The sequence below is a fragment of the Allobosea sp. 10L417 genome, assembly GCF_056395485.1.
The window spans coordinates 866,132-890,949 of the sequence record NZ_JBFTJP010000001.1 but is presented as its reverse complement, the minus strand read 5'-3'; the positions used below and the strand labels follow the sequence as shown (position 1 = coordinate 890,949).

Annotated in this window: 23 protein-coding genes; 11 read left to right on the top strand and 12 right to left on the bottom strand. The window is 66.9% G+C overall.

Features of this window, described 5'->3' with window-relative positions; genetic code table 11:
• Positions 1-8: 8 nt before the first annotated feature.
• Both AC1DE3_RS04525 and pdxH read right to left on the bottom strand, forming a co-directional pair.
• Positions 9-785, bottom strand: a complete 777-nt coding sequence (locus AC1DE3_RS04525; RefSeq protein WP_441510146.1) for an SDR family NAD(P)-dependent oxidoreductase — start codon at positions 783-785, stop codon at positions 9-11.
• Between the two features lie 14 nt (positions 786-799).
• Positions 800-1,414 (bottom strand): pyridoxamine 5'-phosphate oxidase, encoded by a 615-nt coding sequence (gene pdxH / locus AC1DE3_RS04520; protein WP_476852108.1) that lies wholly within the window; start codon positions 1,412-1,414, stop codon positions 800-802.
• Between the two features lie 123 nt (positions 1,415-1,537).
• Between pdxH and AC1DE3_RS04515 the strand changes: the two genes are divergently transcribed.
• From AC1DE3_RS04515 to AC1DE3_RS04495, 5 genes are all read left to right on the top strand, one after another.
• Complete coding sequence (locus tag AC1DE3_RS04515) at positions 1,538-1,993, top strand: RT0821/Lpp0805 family surface protein (protein WP_476781255.1); 456 nt, start codon at positions 1,538-1,540, stop codon at positions 1,991-1,993.
• A gap of 153 nt (positions 1,994-2,146) precedes the next feature.
• A complete protein-coding gene (locus AC1DE3_RS04510; protein ID WP_476852107.1) occupies positions 2,147-3,091 on the top strand; it encodes a DnaJ C-terminal domain-containing protein in 945 nt (314 codons plus the stop codon).
• Positions 3,092-3,256: 165 nt separating this feature from the next.
• The gene (gene fabI / locus AC1DE3_RS04505; protein ID WP_476781257.1) at positions 3,257-4,096 is read left to right on the top strand and encodes an enoyl-ACP reductase FabI; all 840 of its coding nucleotides are present in this window, start codon (positions 3,257-3,259) and stop codon (positions 4,094-4,096) included.
• A gap of 75 nt (positions 4,097-4,171) precedes the next feature.
• Complete coding sequence (locus AC1DE3_RS04500) at positions 4,172-4,426, top strand: AbrB/MazE/SpoVT family DNA-binding domain-containing protein (protein WP_476781258.1); 255 nt, start codon at positions 4,172-4,174, stop codon at positions 4,424-4,426.
• Positions 4,420-4,740, top strand: coding sequence for a type II toxin-antitoxin system PemK/MazF family toxin (locus AC1DE3_RS04495; protein ID WP_476781272.1), 321 nt, complete (start codon positions 4,420-4,422; stop codon positions 4,738-4,740). The genes AC1DE3_RS04500 and AC1DE3_RS04495 overlap by 7 nt, the downstream gene beginning before the upstream one ends.
• Before the next feature lie 14 nt (positions 4,741-4,754).
• On the opposite strand, the gene folK is transcribed toward AC1DE3_RS04495, so the two are convergent.
• From folK to folP, 3 genes are read right to left on the bottom strand one after another with little or no spacing between them, the layout of a single operon-like run.
• Entirely contained in the window at positions 4,755-5,270 is a 516-nt protein-coding gene (folK, locus tag AC1DE3_RS04490) for a 2-amino-4-hydroxy-6-hydroxymethyldihydropteridine diphosphokinase (RefSeq protein WP_476781259.1), read from the bottom strand.
• Entirely contained in the window at positions 5,260-5,634 is a 375-nt protein-coding gene (gene folB, locus AC1DE3_RS04485) for a dihydroneopterin aldolase (RefSeq protein ID WP_476781260.1), read from the bottom strand. Before folB ends, folK begins: the two co-directional genes overlap by 11 nt.
• Positions 5,631-6,473 carry a dihydropteroate synthase gene (folP, locus tag AC1DE3_RS04480; protein ID WP_476781261.1) on the bottom strand — a complete coding sequence of 281 codons (843 nt, stop codon included), beginning with the start codon at positions 6,471-6,473 and terminating at the stop codon, positions 5,631-5,633. The genes folB and folP overlap by 4 nt, the downstream gene beginning before the upstream one ends.
• Before the next feature lie 151 nt (positions 6,474-6,624).
• On the opposite strand from folP, the gene AC1DE3_RS04475 reads away from it, so the two are divergent.
• Both AC1DE3_RS04475 and AC1DE3_RS04470 read left to right on the top strand, forming a co-directional pair.
• Complete coding sequence (locus AC1DE3_RS04475; RefSeq protein WP_476781262.1) at positions 6,625-7,221, top strand: histidine phosphatase family protein; 597 nt, start codon at positions 6,625-6,627, stop codon at positions 7,219-7,221.
• 245 nt (positions 7,222-7,466) lie between these two features.
• Complete coding sequence (locus tag AC1DE3_RS04470) at positions 7,467-11,486, top strand: Pls/PosA family non-ribosomal peptide synthetase (RefSeq protein ID WP_476852106.1); 4,020 nt, start codon at positions 7,467-7,469, stop codon at positions 11,484-11,486.
• Between the two features lie 12 nt (positions 11,487-11,498).
• Here AC1DE3_RS04470 and AC1DE3_RS04465 read toward each other — a convergent pair whose 3' ends face one another.
• Positions 11,499-12,290, bottom strand: coding sequence for a pseudouridine synthase (locus AC1DE3_RS04465; RefSeq protein WP_476781264.1), 792 nt, complete (start codon positions 12,288-12,290; stop codon positions 11,499-11,501).
• Between the two features lie 398 nt (positions 12,291-12,688).
• On the opposite strand from AC1DE3_RS04465, the gene aroC reads away from it, so the two are divergent.
• Together aroC and ribB are read left to right on the top strand one after the other, a co-directional pair.
• Complete coding sequence (gene aroC / locus AC1DE3_RS04460) at positions 12,689-13,807, top strand: chorismate synthase (RefSeq protein WP_476781265.1); 1,119 nt, start codon at positions 12,689-12,691, stop codon at positions 13,805-13,807.
• 196 nt (positions 13,808-14,003) lie between these two features.
• Positions 14,004-15,284 (top strand): 3,4-dihydroxy-2-butanone-4-phosphate synthase, encoded by a 1,281-nt coding sequence (gene ribB, locus AC1DE3_RS04455; RefSeq protein ID WP_476781266.1) that lies wholly within the window; start codon positions 14,004-14,006, stop codon positions 15,282-15,284.
• Between the two features lie 7 nt (positions 15,285-15,291).
• On the opposite strand, the gene AC1DE3_RS04450 is transcribed toward ribB, so the two are convergent.
• The gene (locus tag AC1DE3_RS04450; protein ID WP_476781267.1) at positions 15,292-16,221 is read right to left on the bottom strand and encodes a histone deacetylase family protein; all 930 of its coding nucleotides are present in this window, start codon (positions 16,219-16,221) and stop codon (positions 15,292-15,294) included.
• Between the two features lie 223 nt (positions 16,222-16,444).
• Between AC1DE3_RS04450 and AC1DE3_RS04445 the strand changes: the two genes are divergently transcribed.
• On the top strand, positions 16,445-17,041 hold the full coding sequence (locus tag AC1DE3_RS04445) for a L,D-transpeptidase (protein ID WP_441472844.1): 597 nt from the start codon (positions 16,445-16,447) through the stop codon (positions 17,039-17,041).
• Positions 17,042-17,191: 150 nt separating this feature from the next.
• Here the strand turns inward: AC1DE3_RS04445 and AC1DE3_RS04440 are convergent, their stop codons facing one another.
• The 4 genes from AC1DE3_RS04440 to AC1DE3_RS04425 all read right to left on the bottom strand — a co-directional run bounded on the left by AC1DE3_RS04440 (position 17,192) and on the right by AC1DE3_RS04425 (position 21,054).
• Entirely contained in the window at positions 17,192-17,401 is a 210-nt protein-coding gene (locus AC1DE3_RS04440; protein WP_441510133.1) for a hypothetical protein, read from the bottom strand.
• Positions 17,402-17,611: 210 nt separating this feature from the next.
• Complete coding sequence (locus AC1DE3_RS04435) at positions 17,612-18,988, bottom strand: aspartate aminotransferase family protein (RefSeq protein WP_476781268.1); 1,377 nt, start codon at positions 18,986-18,988, stop codon at positions 17,612-17,614.
• Between the two features lie 130 nt (positions 18,989-19,118).
• Positions 19,119-20,582, bottom strand: a complete 1,464-nt coding sequence (locus tag AC1DE3_RS04430; protein WP_476852105.1) for an amidase — start codon at positions 20,580-20,582, stop codon at positions 19,119-19,121.
• Between the two features lie 7 nt (positions 20,583-20,589).
• A complete protein-coding gene (locus AC1DE3_RS04425) occupies positions 20,590-21,054 on the bottom strand; it encodes a MarR family winged helix-turn-helix transcriptional regulator (protein WP_476781270.1) in 465 nt (154 codons plus the stop codon).
• Between the two features lie 134 nt (positions 21,055-21,188).
• Between AC1DE3_RS04425 and AC1DE3_RS04420 the strand changes: the two genes are divergently transcribed.
• Positions 21,189-22,817 carry a long-chain-fatty-acid--CoA ligase gene (locus AC1DE3_RS04420; RefSeq protein ID WP_476852104.1) on the top strand — a complete coding sequence of 543 codons (1,629 nt, stop codon included), beginning with the start codon at positions 21,189-21,191 and terminating at the stop codon, positions 22,815-22,817.
• A gap of 97 nt (positions 22,818-22,914) precedes the next feature.
• Here AC1DE3_RS04420 and AC1DE3_RS04415 read toward each other — a convergent pair whose 3' ends face one another.
• Positions 22,915-24,711: a methyl-accepting chemotaxis protein gene (locus AC1DE3_RS04415; protein ID WP_476852103.1), complete on the bottom strand. Its 1,797-nt coding sequence runs from the start codon at positions 24,709-24,711 to the stop codon at positions 22,915-22,917.
• Positions 24,712-24,818 lie beyond the last annotated feature (107 nt).

Genomic DNA, 24,818 nt, shown 5'->3' with positions numbered 1-24,818 from the left:
GTCCCGTATCAAACGTGCTGTCCGCCGTTGATGTGCAATTCCGAGCCGGTGACATAGCTCGAAGCGTCCGTGCAGAGGAAATAGATCGCCTTGGCGACCTCGTCGGTCTTGCCCAGCCGCTTCATCGGCAGGGTGGCGACGATCTTCTCGGTGCCCGGCGACAGGATCGCCGTGTCGATCTCGCCGGGCGAGATGGCGTTGACCCGGATGCCGAGCGGGCCGAAATCGGCGGCCATCTCGCGGGTGAGACTGGCGAGCGCGGCCTTCGAGGTCGCGTAGGCCGCGCCGGCGAAGGGGTGGACGCGGGAACCCGCGATCGATGTGACGTTGACGATGGCACCCTGGGCTGCGGTCAACTCGTCGAGCAGGCCGCGCGCCAGCATGATCGGCGCGAAGAAATTGACCTGGAAGACCTTGTGCCAGTCGTTGAAGGAGGTGGTCGCGGCGCCCAGCCGCTCGCCATTGCGCCCCTTCGGCGAGATACCGGCGTTGTTAACGAGGGCGTTGAGCTTGCCGCCCTCGGCCACGAGGCGCTTCTTGATCTCCGCGATGCCGCGCATCGTGTCTTCGGGGTCGCCCAAGTCGATCTGGACATGGTCGTCGGCGCCCGAGGGCCAGGGGCATTTCTCGGAGAAGCCCTGGCGCGAGCAGGACAGGATGCGCCAGCCGGCCATGGCGAACTGCATCACCGTGGCGTGGCCGATGCCGCGGCTCGCCCCGGTCAGCAGCATGACCGGGCGCTTGCCCGCTTCGGTCTTTGGAAAATCGAACTTCGGCATCGCCATGGGCGGGATGTCCTTCAAGGGTAGAAGCGCGTCTTGGTCCAGGGCTCGCCGGCCGCGCCGCGTCGGAAGACGCTGCGGTCATGCAGGCGGAAGGCGCCGTCGCGCCAGAATTCGATATAGAGCGGGGTAATGCGAAAGCCACGCCAATAGGGCGGGCGCGGGATCTCGCCGAGGCCGAATTTGAGCGTATAGGCGGCGACAGCCTTCTCCAGCGCGAAACGGCTCTCCAGCGGGCGCGATTGCTGCGAGGCCCAGGCGCCGATCCGGCTGTCGCGCGGGCGGGACTGGAAATAGGCGTCCGATTCGGCGTCGGTGACGAGGGCGACAGTGCCGCGGATACGGATCTGTCGCCGCAGGCTCTTCCAGTGGAACAGGGCGGCGGCCTTGGGCTGGCCGAGCAGTTCCTCGCCCTTCTGGCTTTCGGTGTTGGTATAGAAGACGAAACCGTCCGGCCCGTGGCCCTTCAGCAGCACCATGCGGCTGTTGGGCAGGCCATCGGCGTCGACAGTTGAAAGCGCCATGCCGGTCGGGTCGTTCGGCTCGGACTTCGTCGCTTCGTCCAACCACTTCTGGAACAAGGCGAAAGGCTCGTTTTCCTCGGTGAAGTCACCGCTCGTTAACGGTTGCACGTTCTAATCCTCGGTCAGTGGAAGTTGGGCGTCGGGCGAGCGCAAGTGATCCGGTTTCGGGCGGTTGGTTTATATAGGGCAGGGGCCGGAGCGTTCCAAAGCCTTCCTGATCGCGCAGCCCCCATGCGTCCGCTGATGGCTGTGGCCATGCTGGCGCTGTTTTCAGCCGGCTGCTCGGTCTCGTTTCCGATTCTCGGCCTGTCGAGCAAGAGCGAGGATGAGGTTGCGACCACCTCGGCGGTCCTGCCCGCGCGCGGCGGCGACCGGCCGGCGGCGCTCGCGAGCCTTTCGGCCGAGCTCGGTCCCGAAGACATGCGCCGCGCCGATGGGGCGATGGGCGTTGCGCTCGACCCGCAGGGCAATGGCGCCGCCGTGTCCTGGGACAACCCCCAGAGCGGCATCAAGGGGTCCTTCGTTCCGGTCGGTGGTCCATTCCTGCGCTCGGACGAGATCTGCCGCGCCTTCATCGCCAGCGTCCAGACTCAGGTTCGGCCGGTGAAGCTGCAGGGCACCGCCTGCCGCCCGTCCGGCGGCGAATGGGCGGTCAAGGATGTCTCTCCCTGGAAGGGCGTGAGCTGACGCAGGCCATGCGCTTGCCTCGACGTTGCTACGGGTGCAGAACGGCGCCGCGAAGGTGTTGCGCTCGCGCCACACCATCCCCAGATTAGGCGAAGCGGACGGCTGGCGGCTTGGGCGCCGGGAGTTCGACTTTGCGTGAAAACGAGGTTTTGGATGCGCGATCCCTATCAGGTTCTGGGCGTCGCCCGCGGCGCGAGCGATGCGGAGATCAAGAAGGCCTTCCGCCGCCGCGCCAAGGAGCTGCACCCGGACCGCAACCAGGAAGATCCGAAGGCGCAGGACCGCTTCTCCGAGCTGAATACCGCCTATGAGATTTTGGGCGACGAGACCAAGCGCAAGCAGTTCGACCGCGGCGAGATCGATGCCGCGGGCAAGCCGAAGTTCCAGGGCTTCGAGGGCATGGGCGCCGGCCGCGGCGGACGCAATGGCGGCTTCGAATTCAATTTCGGCCAGGGCGGCAACCCCTTCGGTGGGCGCGGCGGCGCGCAACCCGGCGGCGGCCAGCCGGGTGGCGATGCCGGCTTCGACGCCTCGGAAATCTTCTCCTCGCTCTTTGGCGAGGCGAGCCGGCGCTCGCGCGGCCGGCCCGAGCCGCAGAAGCCGCCGGAGCAGAGCTTCACGCTGGAGGTCACACTGGCGCAGGCCGTGACCGGCGGCGCGCGCCGGGTCAAGCTGCCAACCGGGCGCGAGGTCGAGATCACGATCCCCGAGGGCGTCACCGATGGCAAGGTGATGCGCCTGCGTGGACTGGGTCAGACCGATCCGTTCTCCGGTGAGACCGGCGACGTCATGATGACGATCAAGATCAAGCCGGACCCGCGCTTCACGGTCGACGGCAAGGATCTGCGCACCCGCGTCGCGGTGCCGCTCACCAAGGCGGTGCTCGGCGGGCCGCTGCACGTCCCGACACTGACCGGCGCCGTCGAGATGACGATTCCGCCGCTGACCGGCACGACCAAGCAGTTCCGCCTGCGCGGCAAAGGACTCAAGGGCGAAAAGGGCGCGGTTGGCGACCTCTTCGTTGCGATCGACATCGAGATGCCGGCAAGCGACGCCGAGCTGACCGCCCTGATGAAGACGCGCAGCGACACGGACTGACCTTTCAGCCTGCTGCGAGGAGCTTTTGCCGGCCTTGATCGGAGGAAAATGCCCCCGATTGGGGCCGGATGCATGATTCAGCCGTGGAGGCCGTCGTCAAAAGCGGTTCCCACTTCCCTGCGACTGTTCTAAGAGACCTGCTCATCGTTCATCTGCGGGTCCCCCATGCCTGATTCCAACGCCGTTTCGCCGACCGCCAATCTCCTCAAGGGCAAGCGCGGACTCGTGATGGGCGTCGCGAACAACCGCTCCATCGCCTGGGGCATCGCCAAGGCGGCGGCCGACGCGGGCGCGGAACTCGCCTTCACCTATCAGGGCGATGCGCTGAAGAAGCGGGTGGAGCCGCTCGCCAAGGAACTGGGCGGCCATGTCGTCGGCCATTGCGACGTCACCGACGGCGCGACGATCGACGCGGTCTTCGCCGAGGTCGAGAAGCTCTGGGGCAAGCTCGACTTCGTCGTCCACTGCATCGCCTTCTCCGACAAGGACGAGCTGACCGGCCGCTATGTCGAGACGAGCGAGGCGAACTTCTCCAAGTCGCTGCTGATCTCCTGCTACTCCTTCACGGCGATCACCCAGCGCGCCGAGAAGCTGATGCCAGATGGCGGCTCACTGCTGACGCTGACCTATTACGGCGCCGAGAAGTGGATGCCGCATTACAACGTGATGGGCATCGCGAAGGCGGCGCTGGAATCGAGCGTGCAGTATCTCGCCGCCGATCTCGGCCCCTCGAAGATCCGCGTCAATGCCATTTCGGCCGGGCCGATCAAGACGCTCGCGGCCTCCGGCATCGGCGATTTCCGCTACATCCTGCGCTGGAACGAGTACAACTCCCCGCTGCGCCGCACCGTCACGATCGAGGAGGTCGGCGAGACCGCGGTGTTCCTCGTCTCCGACATGTCGCGCGGCATCACCGGCGAGATCATGCATGTCGATGCCGGCTACCATGTCGTCGGCATGAAGGTGCCGACCGCGCCGGACATTTCGCTCGACAAGGGCGAGTAAGATCCTGGCTTCGTTATAACATTGTTGTAACGGGGCCTGATTGCGCTTATCCTACCATCGTCGATGGAGGGAGCCATGCGCAGCGCCGTCAAGAAGATCGGCAATTCGGCCGGAATCGTCATCCCGAAGCCTCTTCTCGCCGAGATCGGGGCAAAGGCGGGCGATGGCGTCGAGCTCACCGTCGAGCAGGGCCGCATTGTCATCCAGCCGCTGCAGGGGCAGGCACGCGAAGGGTGGGCCGAAGATGCCAAACGCCTCGCGGCTACGGAAGATGATGCGCTGGCTTGGCCGGAATTCGGCAATGCCGAAGACACCGAACTGACATGGTGAAGCGCGGGGACATCTGGCTCGCGGCTCTCGATCCGACGTTGGGCAGCGAAATCCAGAAGACGCGGCCTTGCCTGATCATCTCGCCTGCCGAGATTCATGATCATCTACGCACGGTCATCGTCGCGCCCATGACGTCAAAAAGCCGCCCGGCGGGCTTCAGGGTGCCGATCTCATTTCAAGGCATTGATGGGCTGATCCTGCTCGAGCAAAGCAGGGCTCTCGACAAGAAGAGACTGATCCGTCGGCTAGGCGCGGCCCCACCGGCAACGCTCAGCAATGCCCTGGCCATTCTGCGTGAACTTTACGAGGATTGACGCATGGCCTTCGGCTAGCCCGCCAGCAGCGCCTTCAAGCGATCCGTCGCGTCGTCGTCGCGGCGGATCGTTTCGTCTGCGGTGGCGGCCAGCAGATCGGCCACCGTCCGCCCGCCGATCAGGCGCTGCGGCAGGATCTCCGCCAGCGGCGTCAGCACGAAGGCGCGCTCGGGAATGCGTGGGTGCGGAATCTGCAGCCTCGCCTGGTCGATGACCGCGTCGCCATAGGTCAGGATGTCGATGTCGAGCGTGCGCGGTCCCCAGCGCTCGCGCCGTTCGCGGCCGCCGGCACGCTCCAGCTCAAGGCAGAAGGCGAGCAGGTCTTGCGGGGCGAGCGAGGTTTCGACCAGGGCCGCCATGTTGAGGAATTCCGGCTGGTCGGTCTTGCCCCAGGGCGGTGTGCGATAGATCGAGGACAGCCGGCCGAGCGCTATGGCGGGGTGGTCGCGCAGCCCCTGCAAGGCTGCGGCGAAGGCGGCGACGGGGTCGCCGAGATTGCCGCCGAAGGCGAGCGCGGCCTCAACCTTCACGCTGGAATCTCAACTGGATGCCAACCGAGCCGAGTGTCGCGGGAATCGGAGGAGCCGGCTTGCGCAGCGTGACCTCGACTCCCTCTACCGAGGGGAAGGCGTCGAAGATCGCCAGGGCGACGGCGCGCGCCGCGCCTTCCAGCAGGTGATAGCGGCGGCCCGTGAAAGCGTCGTTCACGATGGCGACGGCGCGCCCGTAATCGACCGTATCGGCCAGGCGGTCGCTGGCGGCGGCGGCGCGCAGGTCGACGTCGAGCGCGAGGTCGAGGACGAAGCGCTGGCCGAGCCGCTCCTCCTCCGAGAAGAAGCCGTGATAGGCGTAGATATCGAGCTTCTCGATCAGGATGCGGCCGGTTTCGCTCACAGGTCTGCCTTCGTGCTGTCTTCGATCGCGGCCCAGGTCTTCAGCGCATCGATATGGGGCGCGACGTCATGGGCGCGGATAATAGCGGCGCCGCGGCTGGCGCCGTAGAGATGGGCGGCAATGCTGGCGGCGAGGCGCTCGGCCGGGATCGCGCGGCCGGTGATATGCCCGAGCGTCGATTTGCGCGAGGCGCCGAGCAGGATCGGGCAGCCGAGCTCGCCCAGCCGATCGAGATGGTGGATGAGGTCGAGATTCTGGCTGATGGTCTTGCCGAAGCCGATGCCGGGATCGACGACGATCTGGCCACGCGGCACGCCGGCCTGCGTCGCGATCGCGATCGAGCGCTCGAGGAAGCGCAGCACCTCGTCGAAGATGTCGAGGGCAGCGTCGATCCTCTCGCGGTTGTGCATCAGGATGATCGGAGCGCCGGCCCGCGCGGCGACGGCGGCGATGCGCGGGTCGCGCTGGGCGCCCCAGACGTCGTTGACGATCGATGCGCCGGCGGCGAGCGCCGCTTCCGCGACCTCTGCCTTGTAGCTGTCGATCGAGATCGGCGCCTCGATCCGGGCCTTCAGCCCGGCGATCACCGGCAGCACGCGCGCCTTCTCGGTCTCGGTATCGACAGTGGCATGGCCTGGCCGGGTCGACTCGCCACCGACATCGACGATGCCCGCCCCCTCGGCCACCAGGCGCTCGCCATGCGACACCGCGGCCTCGATGCCCAGGTGCAGGCCGCCATCCGAGAAGGAATCGGGCGTGACGTTGACGATGCCCATGACCAGCGGCTGCGCATCGAGCGCGAGGCAGCGGCCATCAGGCAAGGCGAGGGAGAAGGGCATGCGGTTCCGCCGATGATTGGGCAAGGGCGCTATACACACCCCTTGTGCGATGGGCCACAGAAAGCGGCCGATTGTCGCTATGGGGCCGATGCATGGGCTCCGGACGTCATTGGCTTTTGACGCGGGCGGCATCAGCGTGCAGAAGCCCCGCATGCTACCGCTATCGCTTTCGCATCGGCTCATCCTCGTTCGTCATGGCGAAACCGACTGGAATCGTGAGGGGCGGCTGCAAGGCGGCCAGGATATCCCGCTCAACGAGCTCGGTCGTGAGCAGGCGGCTGAGGCCGCCGACCGCCTCAAGACGCTGGAACCGGCCTATGCGGAGCTCGACTACATCGCCTCGCCGATGCAGCGGGCGCGCGAAACGATGGACATCCTGCGCCGCGAACTCGCTCTGCCGGACGGCGGCTACGCCGTCGATGACCGGCTGCGGGAGCTGACCTTCGGCGAATGGGAAGGCTTCACCTGGCGCGATGTCCGCAAGGCCGAGCGCGAGCAGGCGCATCTGCGCGAGCGCGACAAATGGGGCTTCGTGCCGCCGGGCGGCGAGAGCTATCGCATGCTGGCAGAGCGGGTGCGCCCGGTGCTCGAAGGCTTGCGGCGCGAGACGGTGATCGTCAGCCACGGGGGGGTAGCGCGGGCGGTGCTGGCGCTGGTCGGCGCGGTTGCGCCACGCGACGCTGCGAGGGTCGAGATCTGGCAGGGCAAGCTGCTCGTGATCTCGGGAAACCAGGCCGACTGGCTCTGAGCCGCCCGGGCCGCTCCGGGCGCAGCTTCACATTCATCGCCGGTTCACGCGTGATTCGGCAGGAAGAATATGCTAGCAGAGCGTCGTGATGCGGCGGCCTGCCCGGCCGGGGGGCTCACGCGGATGTCGCGGCGCAACGGCGACGGATTCCGGGTTTCTTCATAAGGTGCGTGGCAAGGTGCCGCCGGGCCGAAGGCATGAGTCGCCTCGGTGACAGCGGCGGGCTTTGAGCGCAGCGGGGCGCGATGAACGATATGACGAAGCTGCCGGCGGCGTCTGATCAGGCCGGCGCAAACCTCCTCGCCATGCTGGCCGGCGAGAAGCGCCCTGATCTGATCCACGATGAGGTGCTGGCCGAGATCTTCGCGGCCACGGTTGCCGCACGCCCCGATCATCCTGCGCTTGTCGATCGCGAACGCCGCCTCGGCTATGCCGAGGTCTGGGCCCGGGCCGGACGGCAGGCGCGGGGCTTGCAGCTTGCCGGCGTCGGGCCGGGCGACATGGTCGGCCTGTGGATGCCGCGCGGCATCGACCTCCTCGTCGCACAGATCGCGATCACGCGCGCGGGAGCGGCCTGGGTGCCCTTCGATGCGGATGCGCCGGTCGAGCGCATCGCGACCTGCCTCAACGACGCCGAAGCCAAGGGCATCGTCACCTGCGCCGGCTGGGCTGCCCGGGCCGAGGAGACGGACCGCAAGGTCTGGTCGCCTGAAATCCTCGCAGCCGCGGCGGACGATCATGAGCCGCCGGCGCGCCCGGCCGGGCTGACCAAGGATCATCCGGCCTATCTGATCTACACCTCCGGCTCGACGGGCACGCCGAAGGCGATCGTCATCAGCCATCGCAACATCTGCCATTTCCTGCGCTCCGGGAACGCGCTCTACGGCATCGGACCCGACGATGTCGTCTTCCAGGGTGCCTCGGTCGCCTTCGACCTGTCGATGGAGGAGATCTGGACGCCATATCTCGTCGGCGCGACGCTCTTCGTCGCCTCGCCCGAGATGATGGGCGATGCCGAGAAGCTGCCTGCCATCCTCAACGAGGCCGGCGTCACCGTCATCGACACCGTGCCGACCCTGCTCGGCATCCTGCCGACCGATGTGCCGTCGCTGAAGCTGATCCTGCTCGGCGGCGAGGCGCTTCCCCCCGCAATCGTCCAGAAATGGTCGAAGCCGGGCCGGCGCATCCTCAACACCTACGGCCCTACCGAGGCGACGGTCGTGGCGACCGCTGCCGAGGTCGTCCCCGGCGAGGCCGTCACCATCGGCAAGCCGATTGCGAACTACACCGCCTATGTCGTCGGCGAGGATCTGCGCCTCGTTCACCCGGGGGAACAGGGCGAGCTCCTGATCGGCGGGCCGGGCGTCGCCAAGGGCTATCACGGACGGCCCGAGCTGACGGCCGAGAAGTTCATCGCCAACCCGTTTTCAGGCCTGGCCGGCGCGGACGATCCGGTGCTCTACCGTTCGGGCGATGCGGTCAGCCTCGATGCCAACGGCAACATCGTCTTCCACGGCCGCATCGACGACCAGATCAAGATCCGCGGCTTCCGCGTCGAGCTCGGCGAGATCGAATCGAAGCTCGCCGACGAGCCCGGCGTGGCGCAGGCGGCGGTCGTGCTGCGCACGGATGACGGCATCGAGCGGCTCGTTGCCTTCGTCGTGGCCGAGCCGGGCGTGGCGGTAGACGGGGCTGCTCTGAGGGCGGCGCTGCGCGAGAAGCTGCCGCCCTATATGGTTCCCGCGCATTTCGAGGCGGTCGGTTCGCTGCCGCGCATGGTTTCCGGCAAGGTCGACCGCAAGATGCTCAAGGCCGCGCCGCTGACGGCGCCGAGCGCCGAGGGCGAACAGGAGCCGCCGCGCAACGAGACGGAAGCCGCGTTGCTCGACGCCGCCAGGCGCGTGCTCGGCGCAGCCAGCCTGCCGCTGGAATCCGATTTCTTCGTCGATCTCGGCGGGCATTCGCTGCTGGCGGCGCGCTTCATCTCGATCGTGCGCGAGACGCCGGCCTATGCCGGCATCACGTTGCAGGATGTCTATGGCGCCCGGACGCTGCGCGCGATGGCCGCGTTGCTCGACGAGCGTGGCGCGGCGACGGCGGAGGACCTCTCCTTCACGCCTCCGCCCTTCCTGCGCCGCTTCCTCTGCGGCTTGGCGCAGGCTGCGGTGCTGCCGGTGATCATCGGCCTGTCGACGGCGCAGTGGCTCGGCGTCTTCGTTACCTACATGATCCTCTCGGGTGAGGACCTGCCGCTGCTCGGCCAGATTGTCGCGCTGCTCGGCGTCTACATCATGATCATCGTCGCGACCGGCCTCGTTGCCGTCGCGTTGAAATGGATCGTGCTCGGCCGGACCAAGCCCGGAGTCTACCCGCTCTGGGGCGTCTATTATTTCCGCTGGTGGTTCGCGGCGCGTGTCGCCGGCCTCGTCCATATCAAATGGCTCCAGGGCACACCGGTGATGCGCTTCTACTGGCGCCTGCTCGGCGCCAAGGTGGGGCGCGACGTCATCATCTCCGACTACGAGGCGGGCGCCATCGACCTGATCGAGATCGGCGACGGCACCAGCTTCGGCTCCAAGACCACCTTCGCCAATGGCGAGGCGATCGGCGACAAGCTGATCATCGGCCGCATCAAGATCGGCAAGGACGTCTCGGCCGGGGCTTCGGTCGTGCTGGGCCATGGCTCGGTCATCGGCAATCATGCCGAGATCGGCGATCTCACCGCCATTCCACCCGGCATCCATGTGGGAGAGGCCGAGATCTGGGACGGCACGCCCGCACGCAAGGTCGGCACGGTCGATCTCGCCGCGCTGCCGCCGCAGGCGGAAGCCTCGATGGGGCGGCGTGCGCTGCTGACGGCCTTCTACATCCTAATGCTGGTGGTGCTGCCGCCGGTCAGCCTGTTGCCGATCTTTCCGGCCTTCTGGCTCTTCGACAAGATCGACTACTTCATCGCCGGCTGGACCGACATCAGCTATCTCTGGTTCCTGCCTATCCTGACCTGGCCGACCGCGATCGGCCTCATCGCCTTCACCGTGCTGCTGATGGCGGGGCTGCGCTGGGCGATCCTGCCGCGCGTGACCTCCGGCTCGTATTCAATCCATTCAGGCTTCTATGCGCGCAAATGGACGGTGGCGCTGGCAACCGAGGTGACGCTGGAGACGCTCTCCTCGCTCTTCGCCACCATCTATATGCGGGCCTGGTACCGGTTGATGGGCGCACGCATCGGCAAGGGCGCGGAGATTTCGACCAACCTCTCCGGCCGCTACGATCTCACCGGCATCGGCTCGGGCAATTTCATCGCCGATGAGGTCGTCTTCGGCGACGAGGATATGCGCCGCGGCTATATGCGCCTCGACGCGACACGCACGGGCGAGCAGGTCTTCGTCGGCAACGACGCGGTCGTGCCGCCCGGTGCCGTCATTCCCGACCGCGTGCTGATCGGCATCAAGTCGAAGCCGCCGGCCAACGACCGGATGCAGCCCGGCGACACCTGGTTCGGCTCGCCGCCGATCAAGCTGCCGACCCGGCAGAAGGTCGATCTCGGTGCCGACTGGACCTACAAGCCCTCCTTCGCCAAGCAGTTCGGGCGCGGCGTCTTCGAGGCGCTGCACACCTCCTTCCCCTCGATGCTGTTCATTACCTTCGGCACGATCGCGGTCGACATGGTGCTGCAGCAGAAGATCAACGAGGGCGATTGGCTGGGCCTTGTCGTCTCCTTCATGGGGGTGGCGGTTCTGATCGCCGTGGCGCAGGCGCTGATCTGCGCCGCCGTCAAATGGCTGATGATGGGGACCTACAAGCCGGTGATGAAGCCGATGTGGTCGTGGTGGGCGATGCGCACCGAGGCCGTCGCGGTGATGTATTGGGGCCTCGGCGGCAAGGTACTGTTCGACTATCTGCGCGGCACGCCGTTCCTGCCCTGGTTTCTGAGGCTGTTCGGCGCGAAATACGGCAAGGGGGTCTGGCTGGACTCGACGGATATCACCGAGTTCGACTGCATCAAGGTCGGCGATTTCTGCACGGTGAACGCCCATTCGGCGCTTCAGACGCATCTCTATGAGGACCGCGTGATGAAGGTCGGCCGCGTCAGGCTGGGCAAGGGCGTCTGCGTCGGGGCAGGCGCGACCGTGCTCTACGACACCCATGTCGGCGACTACGCCCAGGTCGGGCTTTTGACCGTGATCATGAAGGGCGAGAACCTGCCGGCGCATACGCGCTGGGAGGGCGCGCCGGCCGTGCCGGCGAAGGCCGCGGCGCACTAAGCCAGCGGACGCTCAGCGCGCCGAACCCCAGGTCTTTTCTTTGAGGGCGGCGCGGCCGGCCAGCGGCTGTGCCCTTTCCATGCTGCCGAGCTCGCTGACAGCGCCCTTGGGCAGGTCTCCGAGCTCGAGTTCGCCGATTCTGACCCGGACGAGGCGCAGGACTTCGGCCCCGGCCGCTTCCACGATCCGCCTGATCTGTCGGTTGCGGCCCTCGTCGATCACCATCTCGACCCAGGCATTGCGCTGACCATGGCGCAGCAGCGTGGCGGCGCGGGTCGTCAGGATCTCGCCATCATCTGTGGCTCCCCCTCGCAAGCGGGCCATGAAGGTCTCGTCCGGCACGCGGTCGATCTGGACGTGATAGGTCTTCTCGACGCCGGAAGCGGGATCGAGGATGTGCTGCGCCCAGCGGGTGTCGTTGCTCATGAGCAGCAGCCCCTCGCTCGCCATGTCCAGGCGCCCGACCGGGGCCAGGAAGGGCAGGTCGAGGCCTTCCAGGCAGGCATAGACGGTCTGGCGCCCCTCCGGATCGCTGGTCGTCGTCACCACGCCGCGCGGCTTGTTGAGCATCAGATAGACGCGGCTCGCGGCGGAAACGGCCTGGCCATCGACCCGCAGACGCGCCCGCCGCGGATCGATGCGCAGCTCCGGATGGCGGGCGCGGCGGCCGTCGACGTCGACGCGTCCCTCGAGGATCAGCTTCTCGGCCTGGCTGCGCGAGCAATAGCCGAGCTTGGACAAGGCGCGGGCAAGGCTGACGCCTGCCGCTGTTCCCGGCACGGGACGCCGGCGGAAAGGTTTCATGATGAGCCTGAGCGTCGATGGCACGGCATGCCCGACAGATCGGAAAAGCCCGCAGACAGCGGTGCGGCCGGCGCGGCCGGCATGCGGCGGAGCCCGCCCTGAAGAGCGAGCGCTGGCGACAGGGAGTGATTTGACGATCTGTGGCTCGCTGCCGCGATTGCGCTGGCAGGCGCGAGCCTACTCAACCCCGAAACCGCCGACGGGCGGCTCGGGGCTAAAGTCCCGCGATGATGGGGCTCCCGGGGCGCCAGGAGCGCGAGGGGCAGGGCGCCTGGCAACTCATGCGGTCAGCTTGAAGCCGGCGAGGCCCGGCCTTGTCAATGGGCGCCACCATCCGGGCGGGGTTTCGCCGCGCCCCAATCCGGCTTAAGAGCCGGTGCATAACCCAACGGGCTCCCATGTCGCACAACAGCTTCGGCCATCTCTTCCGCGTCACCACTTTCGGCGAGAGCCACGGCCCTGCCATCGGCTGCGTCGTCGACGGCTGCCCGCCGCTGATCCCGCTGACGGAAGCCGATATCCAGGGCGACCTCGACCGGCGCCGCCCCGGCCAGTCGCGCTTCACCACGCAGCGTCAGGAGCCGGACCAGGTCCGCATCGTCTCCGGGGTCTTCGCGCGCGAGAGCGACGGCGTGCAGGTGACGACGGGAACCTCGATCGGGCTGCTGATCGACAATGTCGACCAGCGCTCGAAGGACTATTCCGACATCAAGGACAAGTACCGGCCGGGCCATGCCGATTTCACCTATGATGTGAAATACGGCATCCGCGACTATCGCGGCGGTGGGCGCTCCTCGGCGCGCGAGACGGCGATGCGGGTCGCCGCCGGCGCCATCGCCCGCAAGGTTGTGCCGGGCATGGTGGTGCGCGGTGCGCTCGTGCAGATGGGGCCGCACAAGATCGACCGCGCCAACTGGGATTGGGAGGAGGTCGGCCGCAACCCGTTCTTCTGTCCGGATGCGAAGGCCGCAGCCTTCTTCGCCGATTATCTCGATGGCATTCGCAAGGCCGGCTCCTCGATCGGCGCGGTGCTTGAGATCGTCGCCGAGGGCGTGCCGGCGGGGCTGGGCGCGCCGATCTATGGCAAGCTCGATGCCGAGATCGCTGCGGCGCTGATGAGCATCAATGCGGTCAAGGGCGTCGAGATCGGCGAAGGCTTCGGCGCGGCCGAGCTTTCAGGCGAGGAGAATGCCGACGAGATGCGCGCCGGCAATGACGGGCGCCCGCTCTTCCTCTCCAACCATGCCGGCGGCATTCTCGGCGGCATCTCGACGGGGCAGCCGATCGTGGCCCGTTTCGCGGTGAAGCCGACCTCTTCCATCCTGGCGACGCGCGCGACCGTGACGCGGACGGGCGGCGAAGCCGAGATGTTCACCAAGGGCCGGCATGACCCCTGCGTCGGCATCCGCGCCGTGCCGGTCGGCGAGGCGATGGTCGCCTGCGTGCTGGCGGATCAATATCTGCGCCATCGCGGGCAGGTCGGCGTGGTCGAGCCGCGCTGGCCGTTTCAGGAGTGAGTTTCGCGCCGTCATTCTCGGATGAAGCGTAGCGGAGGCCCGGGAATCTCTGGCCGGGAGAGGCGCCCTTAAGTGCGTCTCCCGCGTCGTGCTCGGGTCAAGCCCGAGCACAACGCGTAGCGGCTTGCATTTCAGCAATACTGAAAATGCATCGATTGTTCATTGCCGATGAAGCCTCGTCGTATTAGCTTGCGGCATGAAGCTCGACGTCTGGCTCCGGCAGAACAAGATTGCGCGCAGCGCCTTCGCCAAGCGGGTTGGCCTGTCGCCGGCCAGCGTGACGGCGCTTTGCAACGACCCCGCCGCCTGGATTTCCCGCGAAAGCGCCGAGCGCATCGCCGCCGCTACGGGCGGCGCCGTCACCCCCAACGATTTTCTCGGCCTGTCAGGGCCGCGCGAGGCCGCCATGTCGAATAAAGTCGCCGAGACCATCGAAGCCTTCGCACGCGGCGAGATCGTCATCGTCACCGATGACGATGATCGTGAGAACGAGGGCGATCTCATCGTCGCCGCCTCGCTCTGCACGCCGGAGAAGATGGCCTTCATCATCCGCAATACCTGCGGCATCGTCTGTGCGCCGCTGACGACGGCCGAGGCGCGGCGCCTGCGCCTCGATCCGATGGTCTCGTCCAACGACGCCCCGCTCGGCACGGCCTTCACCATCACGGTCGACGTCAAGCACGGGCTGACGACCGGCATCTCGGCCGAGCAGCGCACCAACACGGTCCGCGCGCTCGCCAACGGCAATATGGGCGCGGCCGATTTCGTCCGGCCCGGCCATGTCTTCCCGCTGATCGCCAAGGATGGCGGCGTGCTGATGCGCTCAGGCCATACGGAAGCCGCCGTCGATCTGTGCAAGCTCGCCGACCTGCCGCCGGTCGGCGTGATCTGCGAACTCGCCAATGACGACGGCACGGTGATGAAGGGCGCCCAGATCACCGCCTTTGCCGAGAAGCACGGGCTGAAGCAGATCACGGTCGCCGACCTCATCGCCTATCGCCAATTGCGCGAGAAGCTGGTCGAGCGGGTGCATTCCTTCCCGGTCAAGACCGAGTTCGGCGAGATGACCGGCCATGTCTACATCACGCCGTTCGACAACACCCAGCATTTCGCTTTCGTGATGGGCAAGCTCGGGGACGGCGAGAAGGTGCCGGCCAGGCTGCACCGGGCCGATGTCGTCGCCGACGTGCTCCGCGGCGCCGGCTCCATCCAGGGCGCGCTGCGGCGCTTCCAGCAGGAAGGCCGGGGCGTTCTCATCTATCTGCGCGACGGCAGCGCCGGCGTTCCGATCAAAAGCGTCGAGGAAGAGGGCTCGGACGCGCTGCGCAGCCAGCAATGGCGCGAGGTCGGACTCGGCGCGCAGATCCTGCGGGATCTCGGCGTCAGTTCGATCGTGAACCTCGCCTCCTCGCCGCGCTCTTTCGTGGGGCTCGGCGGCTTCGGCATCGAGATCGTGGAGACGGCGCCGCTGGAGTGAGGCGCGGTCAGGCGCCCATCAGCGCGCCGACATGGGCGGCCGCCGATCGCGCCAAGGCGTCGAGATCGTAGCCGCCCTCGAGAACGGAGACGATGCGGCCGCCGGCATGCCTGTCGGCCAATTCCATCAACTTCTGTGTCGCCCAGGCGAAATCGGCTTCGCGCAGGTTGAGACCGGCGAGCGGGTCGCGCCAATGCGCGTCGAAGCCGGCCGAGATCACCACGAGGTCGGGGCGGAACGCGTCGAGGCGGGGCAGGATCGCGATCTCGAAGGCCTCACGAAATTCGTCCGACCCTTCCCCAGGATGCAAGGGCACATTCACGATCGTGCCATGGGCGCCGCGCTCCGACGCCGCACCTGTGCCGGGATAGAGCGGCATCTCGTGGGTGGAGGCGTAGAGGACGCTCGCATCCTGCCAGAAGATGTCCTGCGTGCCGTTGCCGTGATGGACGTCCCAATCGACGATGGCGACACGCGCGGCGCCGTGGGCCTTCTGCGCGTGGCGAGCGGCGATCGCCGCGTGGTTGAAGAAGCAGAAGCCCATGGCGCGATCGCGCTCGGCATGGTGCCCCGGCGGGCGCATGGCGACGAAGGCATTGCGGGCCTTGCCGCTCATGACCTCATCCACGGCAGCGGTTGCGCCGCCGACGGCGCGCAGGACGGCCTCGATCGTGCCGGGGGACATGAAGGTATCGCCGTCGACCTGAACGAAGCCGGCGGCCGGGCTCGATGCGACCAGCGCCTCGGCATAGGAGGCCGCGTGGCAAAGCGTCACCTGTTCGAGCGTGCCGAGCGGCGCCTCCACCCGAATCAGTGTCGCGAAACGCTCCGCTTCCAGAGCCTGGTCGACGGCCCTCAGCCGCTCGGCGCATTCGGGGTGGCCGGGCGGCATGGCGTGGCCGAAGCCGGCCGGATGGGTGATCAGAAGCGTGGTCAAGCGGATCAATCCAAACGATTGCGGTCAACGGGGCCGAAAGCGTGGCCTGTTTGCCACGGCTGCGCGCGTTCAGGGCACGCTAAAGGGAACCTGATTGCGCCTTGCCGGTTTGGCGCCTAGTGCTTCGCCCGACCGTCGCCCTCTTGGGTATGTCTTGGGCGATACGAAGCGTTAACTCTTGATTCATCATAAAGGCTGCCTTCGGGTCGCGCTGGTGGGGGCTATGAAGAAAACCGTTTTCGTTGCCTTGGCACTGTCGGCCCTTCTCGGCGCCTGCCAGTATAAGAGCGTGGCCGCTCCGGAGCTGTCAGCCCGCGATGCGGAATATATCGCGCTCGTCCCCAAGTTCGATACTTACCTGCCTTATCTTCCGTATGAGATTGCAGATCCGACCGGCCAGCCGCCGGGCACGGTCTATGTCGATACGAAGGAGAAGTTCCTCTATCTCGTCCTGCCGAACAAGAAGGCCATCCGCTACGGCGTCGCCACCGGTGACGAGGCCTATGGCTGGACCGGCGAAGCGGTGGTGCAGCGCAAGGCCGAATGGCCGCGTTGGACGCCGCCGGCCGAGATGGTCAAGCGCTGGCCGCATCTGAAGCCCGTGGCGGGCGGAATGAATGGCGGGCCGGAGAACCCACTCGGCGCACGCGCGCTCTATCTCTACCAGAACGGCCACGACACGCTCTATCGCATCCACGGCACCAACGAGCCCGAGACGATTGGCCGTTCGGCCTCGTCCGGCTGCATCCGGATGCGCAATATCGATGCGATCGATCTGTTCAATCGCGTGCCGGTCGGCGCCAAGGTCATCGTCGTCTGACGTCTTAGGCCGGTTTTCGGAGTTTCGGCGGGCGGCCTCAGGGCCGCCCGTTTTCGTTTCGGGGCGTCTTCCGCCCTGATGACCGGCGCACGAAAAAGGCCGGTGGGAGCAAGCTCCGCACCGGCCAGTTTAGGGTCTCGAAGGGAGGTTTCAGTCGTCGAAACCGTGGCGGAGCACGCCGGGGAGTTCGGTCCTGCGTGCCTCGCCGTGCTTCTTCAACGCGCCTGACAGCTGCCGGGTTCCCGCAGCGACCGCCTGAATCGCGATCGGGCGGAACTGCGACGTGTAGTTTTCGCGTGCCGTGGCATCGTGGAAACTCTTGCGCGGCTGCATCTGGGGACGGGCGTCGTGTTGAAACATGGCTCCTGACTCTCTGATGACCTGACGTCGTGGGCTCACGCCCGCCGACCCCTCGACACTGCCCGTGGATCAGGACGGGGCCGGGGCGCGTCTGTGATTTGTTCGTGGCGATCTCGGGCCGGGAGCGGTTTTGGCCACATTGATGAACGGAAAGAAAAAAAGGCCGGGCGATCGCCGCCCGGCCTCAAGATGTTCCCTATGCCCAATCGCTCAGGCCAGCAGGCCTTCCGCCTTGGCCCAGTTCAGCGTCTTGTCGAGCGCGCGCTCGCAGCGATCGAACATCTCGTTGATCTCGGCTTCCGAGATGACGAGCGGCGGGCAGAAGGCGAGACGGTCGCCCATGGCGCGGGTGATGAAGCCCTCTTCCAGTGCGTAGGCGACGGCCTTGGCGCCGACGCCCTTCTTGGTCTCGAACGAGGCCTTGGTCTGCTTGTCCTTGACCAGCTCGGCGCCGCCGATGAGGCCGACGCCGCGCGCTTCGCCGACGAGCGGATGCTCGGCGAGCTTATCGAGGCGGCGGACGAAGGTCGGGGAGACCTTGTTGACGTGATCGACGATCTTGTCGCGCTGGTAGATCTCCAGCGTCTTCACCGCGACGGCGCAGCCGACGGGGTGGCCGGCATAGGTGTTGCCGTGGCCGAAGGTGCCGATCTTGCGGCTCTGGTCGACCAGAACTTCATAGACCTTCTCGTTCATCATCACGGCGCTGAGCGGGAAATAGGCCGAGGTGATCTGCTTGGCGAGCGAGATCGTGTCGGCGTTCATGCCGTAGGTCTCGGTGCCGAACATCTTGCCGGTGCGGCCGAAGCCGGTGATGACCTCGTCCGAGATGAACAGGATGTCGTATTTGGCGAGGACGGCGTTGATCTTCTCGAAATAACCCTCCGGCGGGATGATCGCGCCGCCGGCGCCCATCACCGGCTCGGCGATGAAGGCAGCGACCGTGTCCGGCCCCTCGCGCAGGATCATCTCCTCGAGCTCGGCAGCAAGGCGCGTCGAATAGTCCTGCTCGCTCTCGCCAGGCTCGGCGAAGCGGTAATGATGCGGGCAGGAGGTGTGCAGGATGCCCGGCAGCGGCAGGTCGAAGTCGATATGGTTGTTCGGCAGGCCGGTCAGCGAGGCCGAGGCGACGGTGACGCCGTGATAGCCCTTCAGCCGCGAGATGATCTTCTTCTTCTGCGGCCGGCCGAGCGCATTGTTCATGTACCAGACGATCTTGACCTGGGTGTCGTTGGCGTCCGAGCCGGACGCGCCGTAGAACACCTTCGAGATCGGAACCGGGGCGATCTCCTTGAGCTTCTCGGCGAGCTCGATCGCCGGGTCGTGGCTGCGCCCACCGAAGATGTGGGTGAAGGGCAGCTTCTTCATCTGCTCATAGGCGGTCTCGATCAGCTCCTGGTTGGAGTAGCCGAGCGAGGTGCACCAGAGGCCCGCCATGCCCTCGATATATTCCTTGCCGGCGGAATCGTAGACGTAGATGCCCTTGCCGCTTTCCAGCACCAGCGGCCCGTTCTGCCGGTGGGTGGCGAGGTTGGTGTAAGGATGGACGAGGGTCTCGATATCCCTGACTGCGACATTCGACAGCATGATCGGTTTCCGCTCCCTGTTAAAGATTCTTGCCACCTTAAGCTGAACTGACCGCAAATGTTGAGCGAATTCGACGCAGGGGGTGGCAGACTCTGGCGCAATGCGCGCGAACGCGGAACAGCATGGAGGCTCAACGAATGATCGGCGGCGGGGCGAAGCGGCAGCCGACCTCCTCCAGCATCGCGCCGACGGCGATCGCCATGCGGTCTTCTCCGAAAGGCGCGATGATCTGGACGCCGAGGGGCAGCCCGCCGCGGGAGCGCAAAACCGGCGCGCAGAGCGCAGGCAGGTCGGCGCCGGTGGCCGGCGCGGCCCAGAGCAGGAAATCGAGATAGGGGCGTGGGTCGCCATTCACGATCAGGCGGCGGGCGTGGATGTCCGGGCCGTGGTCATGGGCGATCGCCGCGACTGGGGCCGGCGGGCAAAGCACGACATCGTAGCGCTGGAAAAAGCGCGCCCATTGCCGCTTCTGGGCGAGGCGGCGATGGGCGAGCTGCTGATAGAGACCGGGCGTCATCCGCGCGCCGCGCGCCTGCAGCGCCTGATGCGACAGGTCGTTCGGGCTGAAGCGCGAAGCCTGCGCCTGGATGCGAGCACGCACCTTCGGCGGCAGGCTATAGGCCACGACAGCGTGGTTCAGCAGCGCATAGACCTCGAAGGCGTCGGCAAAGCTCACAGAGGGGCGGGCAGTCTCGTCGACGATGGCGCCGGCTTCGCCAAGGCGGCGAGCTGCTTCGCGCACGGCGTCCGCCACCTCCCGGTCGACCGGAGCGAAGGGATCGTCGGCCCAGAGCGCCACGCGCAGCCCTTTCGCCGTTCGGGCGCGCGCCTCCGCCAAGGAAGCAGCGGTGAGCGTGGCATCGCGCGGGCCGGCGATGACCGGGAGGATCAGGTCGAGATCCTCAGCGGTGCGGGTGATCGGGCCGGCAACCATCAGATCGACGTTGCGCGCGGTTCGCCGCTCGGGCGGGGGCGGGATCGCGCCCCAGGTCGAGACCAGCCCCCAGCTCGTCTTAAGGCCGAAGACGCCGCAGGCATGCGCTGGCCAGCGGATCGAGCTGCCGAGATCGGAGCCAAGCTCGAAGGCGCTCATCCCCGTCGCGACGGCGACCGCCGCGCCGCCAGAGGAGCCGCCCGGAGAGCGCGTTTCATCCCAGGGGTTGTTGGTCACGCCATGGGCGGGGTTGTAGCTCTGGAAATCGCCGGAAAAGACCGGAACGTTGGTCTTGCCGACGATGACCGCGCCCGCAGCGCGCAGCCTCGCGACTGCCGCTGCATCCTCGGCCGGGACACGCTCGCGATAGGCCGGCAGGCCGCCGGAGGAGGGCAGGCCGGCGACGTCGAAGGCGTCCTTGATCGTGATCGGCAGGCCTTCGAGCGGGCGCGCGGTGCCGTTGGCGATCCGCGCGTCGCTGGCGCTGGCCATGGCGCGGGCGGCCTCGCGATCCTCGGCCACGATGGCGTTGAGCCGCGGGTTCAGCGCGTCGATACGGGCGAAGCTTGCTTCGAGCAGCTCGGCAGCGCTGAAGCGGCGCCCGAGCAAGCCCGTGCGCAGAGCCGTGGCGGAGGCGGTCAGGTCGATATCGGCAGCCATCGCGGGATCATTCCACGTCGATGGCGCGGGCATGATCGCGCCAGAGCAGGACGAGGCGGTCGAGCTCGGCGAGATCGTCGGTCTTGAGCTTGCCCAGCGTGCTGGCCACGAAGTCGCGCTGGGCGGCGATGCCAGCCTCGGCGAGCCGGCGGCCTTCCGGCGTCAGATGCATCGCATATGAGCGTCGGTCGCCGGCGATGGCGCGGCGTTCGACGAGGCCAGCCTGCACGAGGCGATCGACGAGCCCTGAGACATTCCCCTTGGTGACGTAGAGCCGCTCGGCGAGCTCGCTCTGGCTGATGCCTTCCTGCTCGGTCAAGGTGGAAAGCAGGTCGAATTGCGGGATCGAAAGGCCGAGCTTGCGGATGCGACCGGTCATCTGCATCAGCATGCGTTGGTGCAACCGCATGAAGCGGAACCAGACCCGGTCAGGCTCCGTCGCCGCGTGCGGCACGCTTTTCGGTGCGGTCATCGCGTTTTCCCCCTCTGGAACGATCAGACCTAAACTATCTGGAGCCGGCAGGCGAGCCCTCGATAGTGCGACTTTCCTTTCGCGGAAGCACGTCGTTATCCTCTCGAAAAAGCAGGTCTTCGGGAGGAACGCGCATGCTCGGCCTGATGCAGGATTGGCCCCTTCTGCTCCATCGGATCATCGATCATGCCGCGACCCAGCACGGCACGCGCGAGGTCGTCAGCCGCGCCGTCGAGGACGGCACCTTGCGGCGACGAAGTTATGCCGAGATCAGGAGCAGGGCGCTCCGCGTGGCCAAGCGGCTGCAGCGCGACGGGATCGGGCTCGGCGACCGGGTGGCGACGCTCGCCTGGAACAGCGACCGACATCTCGAGCTCTGGTACGGGATCAGCGGCATCGGCGCGATCACGCATACGGTCAATCCGCGGCTCTTCCCGGAGCAGATCGCCTGGATCGTCGATCACGCCGAGGACCGGCTGCTGTTCCTCGACCTGACCTTTGTGCCGATGATCGAGCAGTTGCAGGAGAAGCTGCCGAGCATCGAGCGCTACATCGTCCTCACCGATGCCGCGCACATGCAGCAATGCAGCCTCAAGGGTGCTGTCGCCTATGAGGACTGGCTCGTGGAGGCGGACGATGATTTCGCCTGGGGTGCATTCGACGAGAACACCGCAGCCGGGCTTTGTTACACCTCCGGCACGACCGGCGGGCCGAAGGGCGTGCTCTACTCGCATCGCTCCAACGTGCTGCATGCGCTCGCCTGCGCGGCGCCGGACTATATGGGGCTGTCCTCGCGCGATACGGTGATGCCCGTGGTGCCGCTGTTCCATGCCAACCGCTGGTCGCTCGCCTATTCCGCGCCGATGACCGGGGCGAAGCTGGTGATGCCGGGGGCGAAGCTCGACGGCACATCGCTGTACGAATTGCTTGAAGGCGAAGGCGTCACCATGACGGCGGCGGTGCCGACGGTCTGGCTCGGGTTGCTACAGCATCTGGAAGCGACCGGCGGCAAGCTCTCGACGCTGAAGCGCGTCGTCATCGGCGGTTCGGCCTGCCCGCGCGCTATGACCGAGGCCTTCGAGCGCAAATACGGCGTTACCGTCGCCCATGCCTGGGGCATGACCGAGATGAGCCCGCTCGGCTCCTTCTGCTCGATGAAGCCGGTCTACGGAAACCTTTCGGGCGAGGCGCTCTACGATCTCAAGGTCAAGCAGGGCCATCCGCCCTTCACGGTGGAGTTCCGGCTCACCGACGATGCCGGCCACGACCTGCCCTGGGACGGCAAGACCTTTGGCCGCCTCAAGGTGCGCGGGCCGGCGGTGGCTGGCGCCTATTACCGGCGTGACGACGAGGACATCCTCGATGATCAGGGCTTCTTCGATACCGGCGACGTCGCGACGATCGATCCCGCCGGCTACATGCAGATCACCGACCGCTCCAAGGACGTCATCAAGTCGGGCGGGGAATGGATCTCCTCGATCGATCTTGAAAACCTCGCCGTCGGCCATCCCGATGTGGCGGAGGCAGCTGTGATCGGCATTACCCACCCGAAATGGGACGAGCGGCCGCTGCTGGTGATCGTGCCGAAGACCGGCCGCACGCCGAGCAAGGAAGAGATGCTGGCCTTCATGGCGGGCAAGATCGCGAAATGGTGGCTGCCGGACGATGTCGTGCTGGTCGAGGCGATCCCGCACACCGCAACCGGCAAGATCCAGAAGACGGTGCTGCGCGAGATGTTCAAGGATTATCGGTTGCCGGGCTGAGCTGTTGTGTCCTTCAAGCGGAAACGGCGCCCTTTTGGGGCGCCGTTTCGTTTGCGGGCGGGAGGGCTGTGGGCGTTGAGGGCTCAGTCCTCCGCGCTCAGAACTCTTCCCAGCCTGCATCCTGGGCGCGGCCATTGGCGACCTTGCGCGGGGCGGGGGTGGCTTTGGACTGGGCGAAGGCGGCTTCGGCGAGCTTGCGCAGCCGCTCCGGCTCGGCCGCCGGGGCCTTGGCGGAGGGGGCCTGCGCCATGTTCGAGACCGCGACGGGCCGCGCCGCAGCGCGAGGCACGGCTTTCACCGGGCGCGCCGCGGCAGCGGCGGAAGCGACGGGCTGCGGATAGGCCGACTGCCCGACCGCCTCGCGGCCGGTGCGGAAGGTCGCGACGAGCTCGTTGAGCTGGCCGATCCGGCCGGAGAGGGCGTTGGCGGAAGCCGCGCTCTGTTCGGCCAGCGCCGCGTTCTGCTGGGTCATCTCGTCGAGATGCGCCACCGCCTGGCTCATCTCGTCGATGCCGTTGGCCTGCTCGCCCGACGCCGCCGAGATGTCGGCGATGGTCGCCGCCACCTTCTGCGAGGCTTCCAGGATGCGCGCGAGCTGCTCGCCGGCCTGGCGCACCAGCTTCACGCCCTCGCCGACCTCGGCATTGGACGAGGAGATCAGGGCCGARATGTCCTTGGCCGCCTCGCCCGAGCGCTGCGCCAGCGTGCGCACCTCGGAGGCGACGACGGCAAAGCCCTTGCCGGCCTCGCCGGCACGGGCCGCCTCGACCGCGGCGTTGAGCGCCARMAGGTTGGTCTGGAAGGCGATGTCGTCGATGACGCGGATGATGTCGGAGATCTTCTGCGAGGCGCTCTCGATGCGGGCCATGGCCTCGACCGCCTGGCCGGCGATGGCGCCCCCGTTCTGGGCGGCCTGCATGGCGCCGTCGGCGATGCGGGCGGCGTCCTTCGAGGCCTGGGCCGAGGCCTTGACCGAAGCGGCGAGCTCCTCGGTGGTGGCGGCGGTCTCCTCGAGCGAGGAGGCCTGCTCCTCGGTGCGCTTGGACAGATCGTCGGAGCCCATATGGATCTCGCGGGCGGCCAGGCCGACATCGGCCGAGGTCGTCTGGATCGTCGCGACCGTGGCCGAGAGCCGGTCGACCGTCTCGTTGATCGCGCCCTTCAGGTCGGCGAAGCGCCCGCGATAGGCGGTCTCGACCCGGTTGGTCAGATCCCCGCCAGCGATCGCCGACAATGCCTGCGCGAACTCCGTCGTCGCCGAATCAACCACGAGGTTGATCTCGTTGATGCCCTCGACGAGCTCCTTGAGCGGGCCTTCCATATTGCCGACCCGGGCCTGACCGGAGAAATTGCCGTCGCGGGCGTCGGCCACGATGTTGGCGACTTCGCCGAGCAGTTTCTGGACATGAGCCGCCTGCTCGGCGTCGGCCAGCATCGCAAGCTCGCGGTCGCGCCGGTTCTGTTCGAGCGCCAGCGCGTTCTCGCGATAGGTCTCGAGCGCGCCGCTGAGTGCGCCGATCTCGTCCGGCGAGGGAGCCGGAGGGATGGCCTGTGCAAAATCGCCCTGCTGCATGCCGTCCAACGCGAATTTCAGCGAGATGAGCGGACGCACGACGCGTCGCTGCACGCCGCGCCAGCTCAGCACGCAGATGATCACAAGCGCCGCGAGCAGGAAGCCGACCATGCCGAGCTTTACCCAGGCATGATTGAGCTTCTCGCTCGTCCTGGCGCTCATATCGTCGAGCGATTGGGTTACCGCAGACACGATCGGCTCGAAGGGCGCGTTGCACTGCTTCGTCCAGTCTTCGGCCGCGATGACAGGGCCCGCGCCTTGGCCGAGCTTGCCGATCAGCTCGTCCATCTTGCGATTGGAGGCGTTGACCTCGGCGGTCATGACACCGATCTTCCGGGAGAGTTCGCTGCCCACGCCCGGCCGGGAAGCGAGCTGCTTCAAGGTATCGAGGGAAGCGTTGGAGACGCCGCGCATTTCACCGAGGCGGC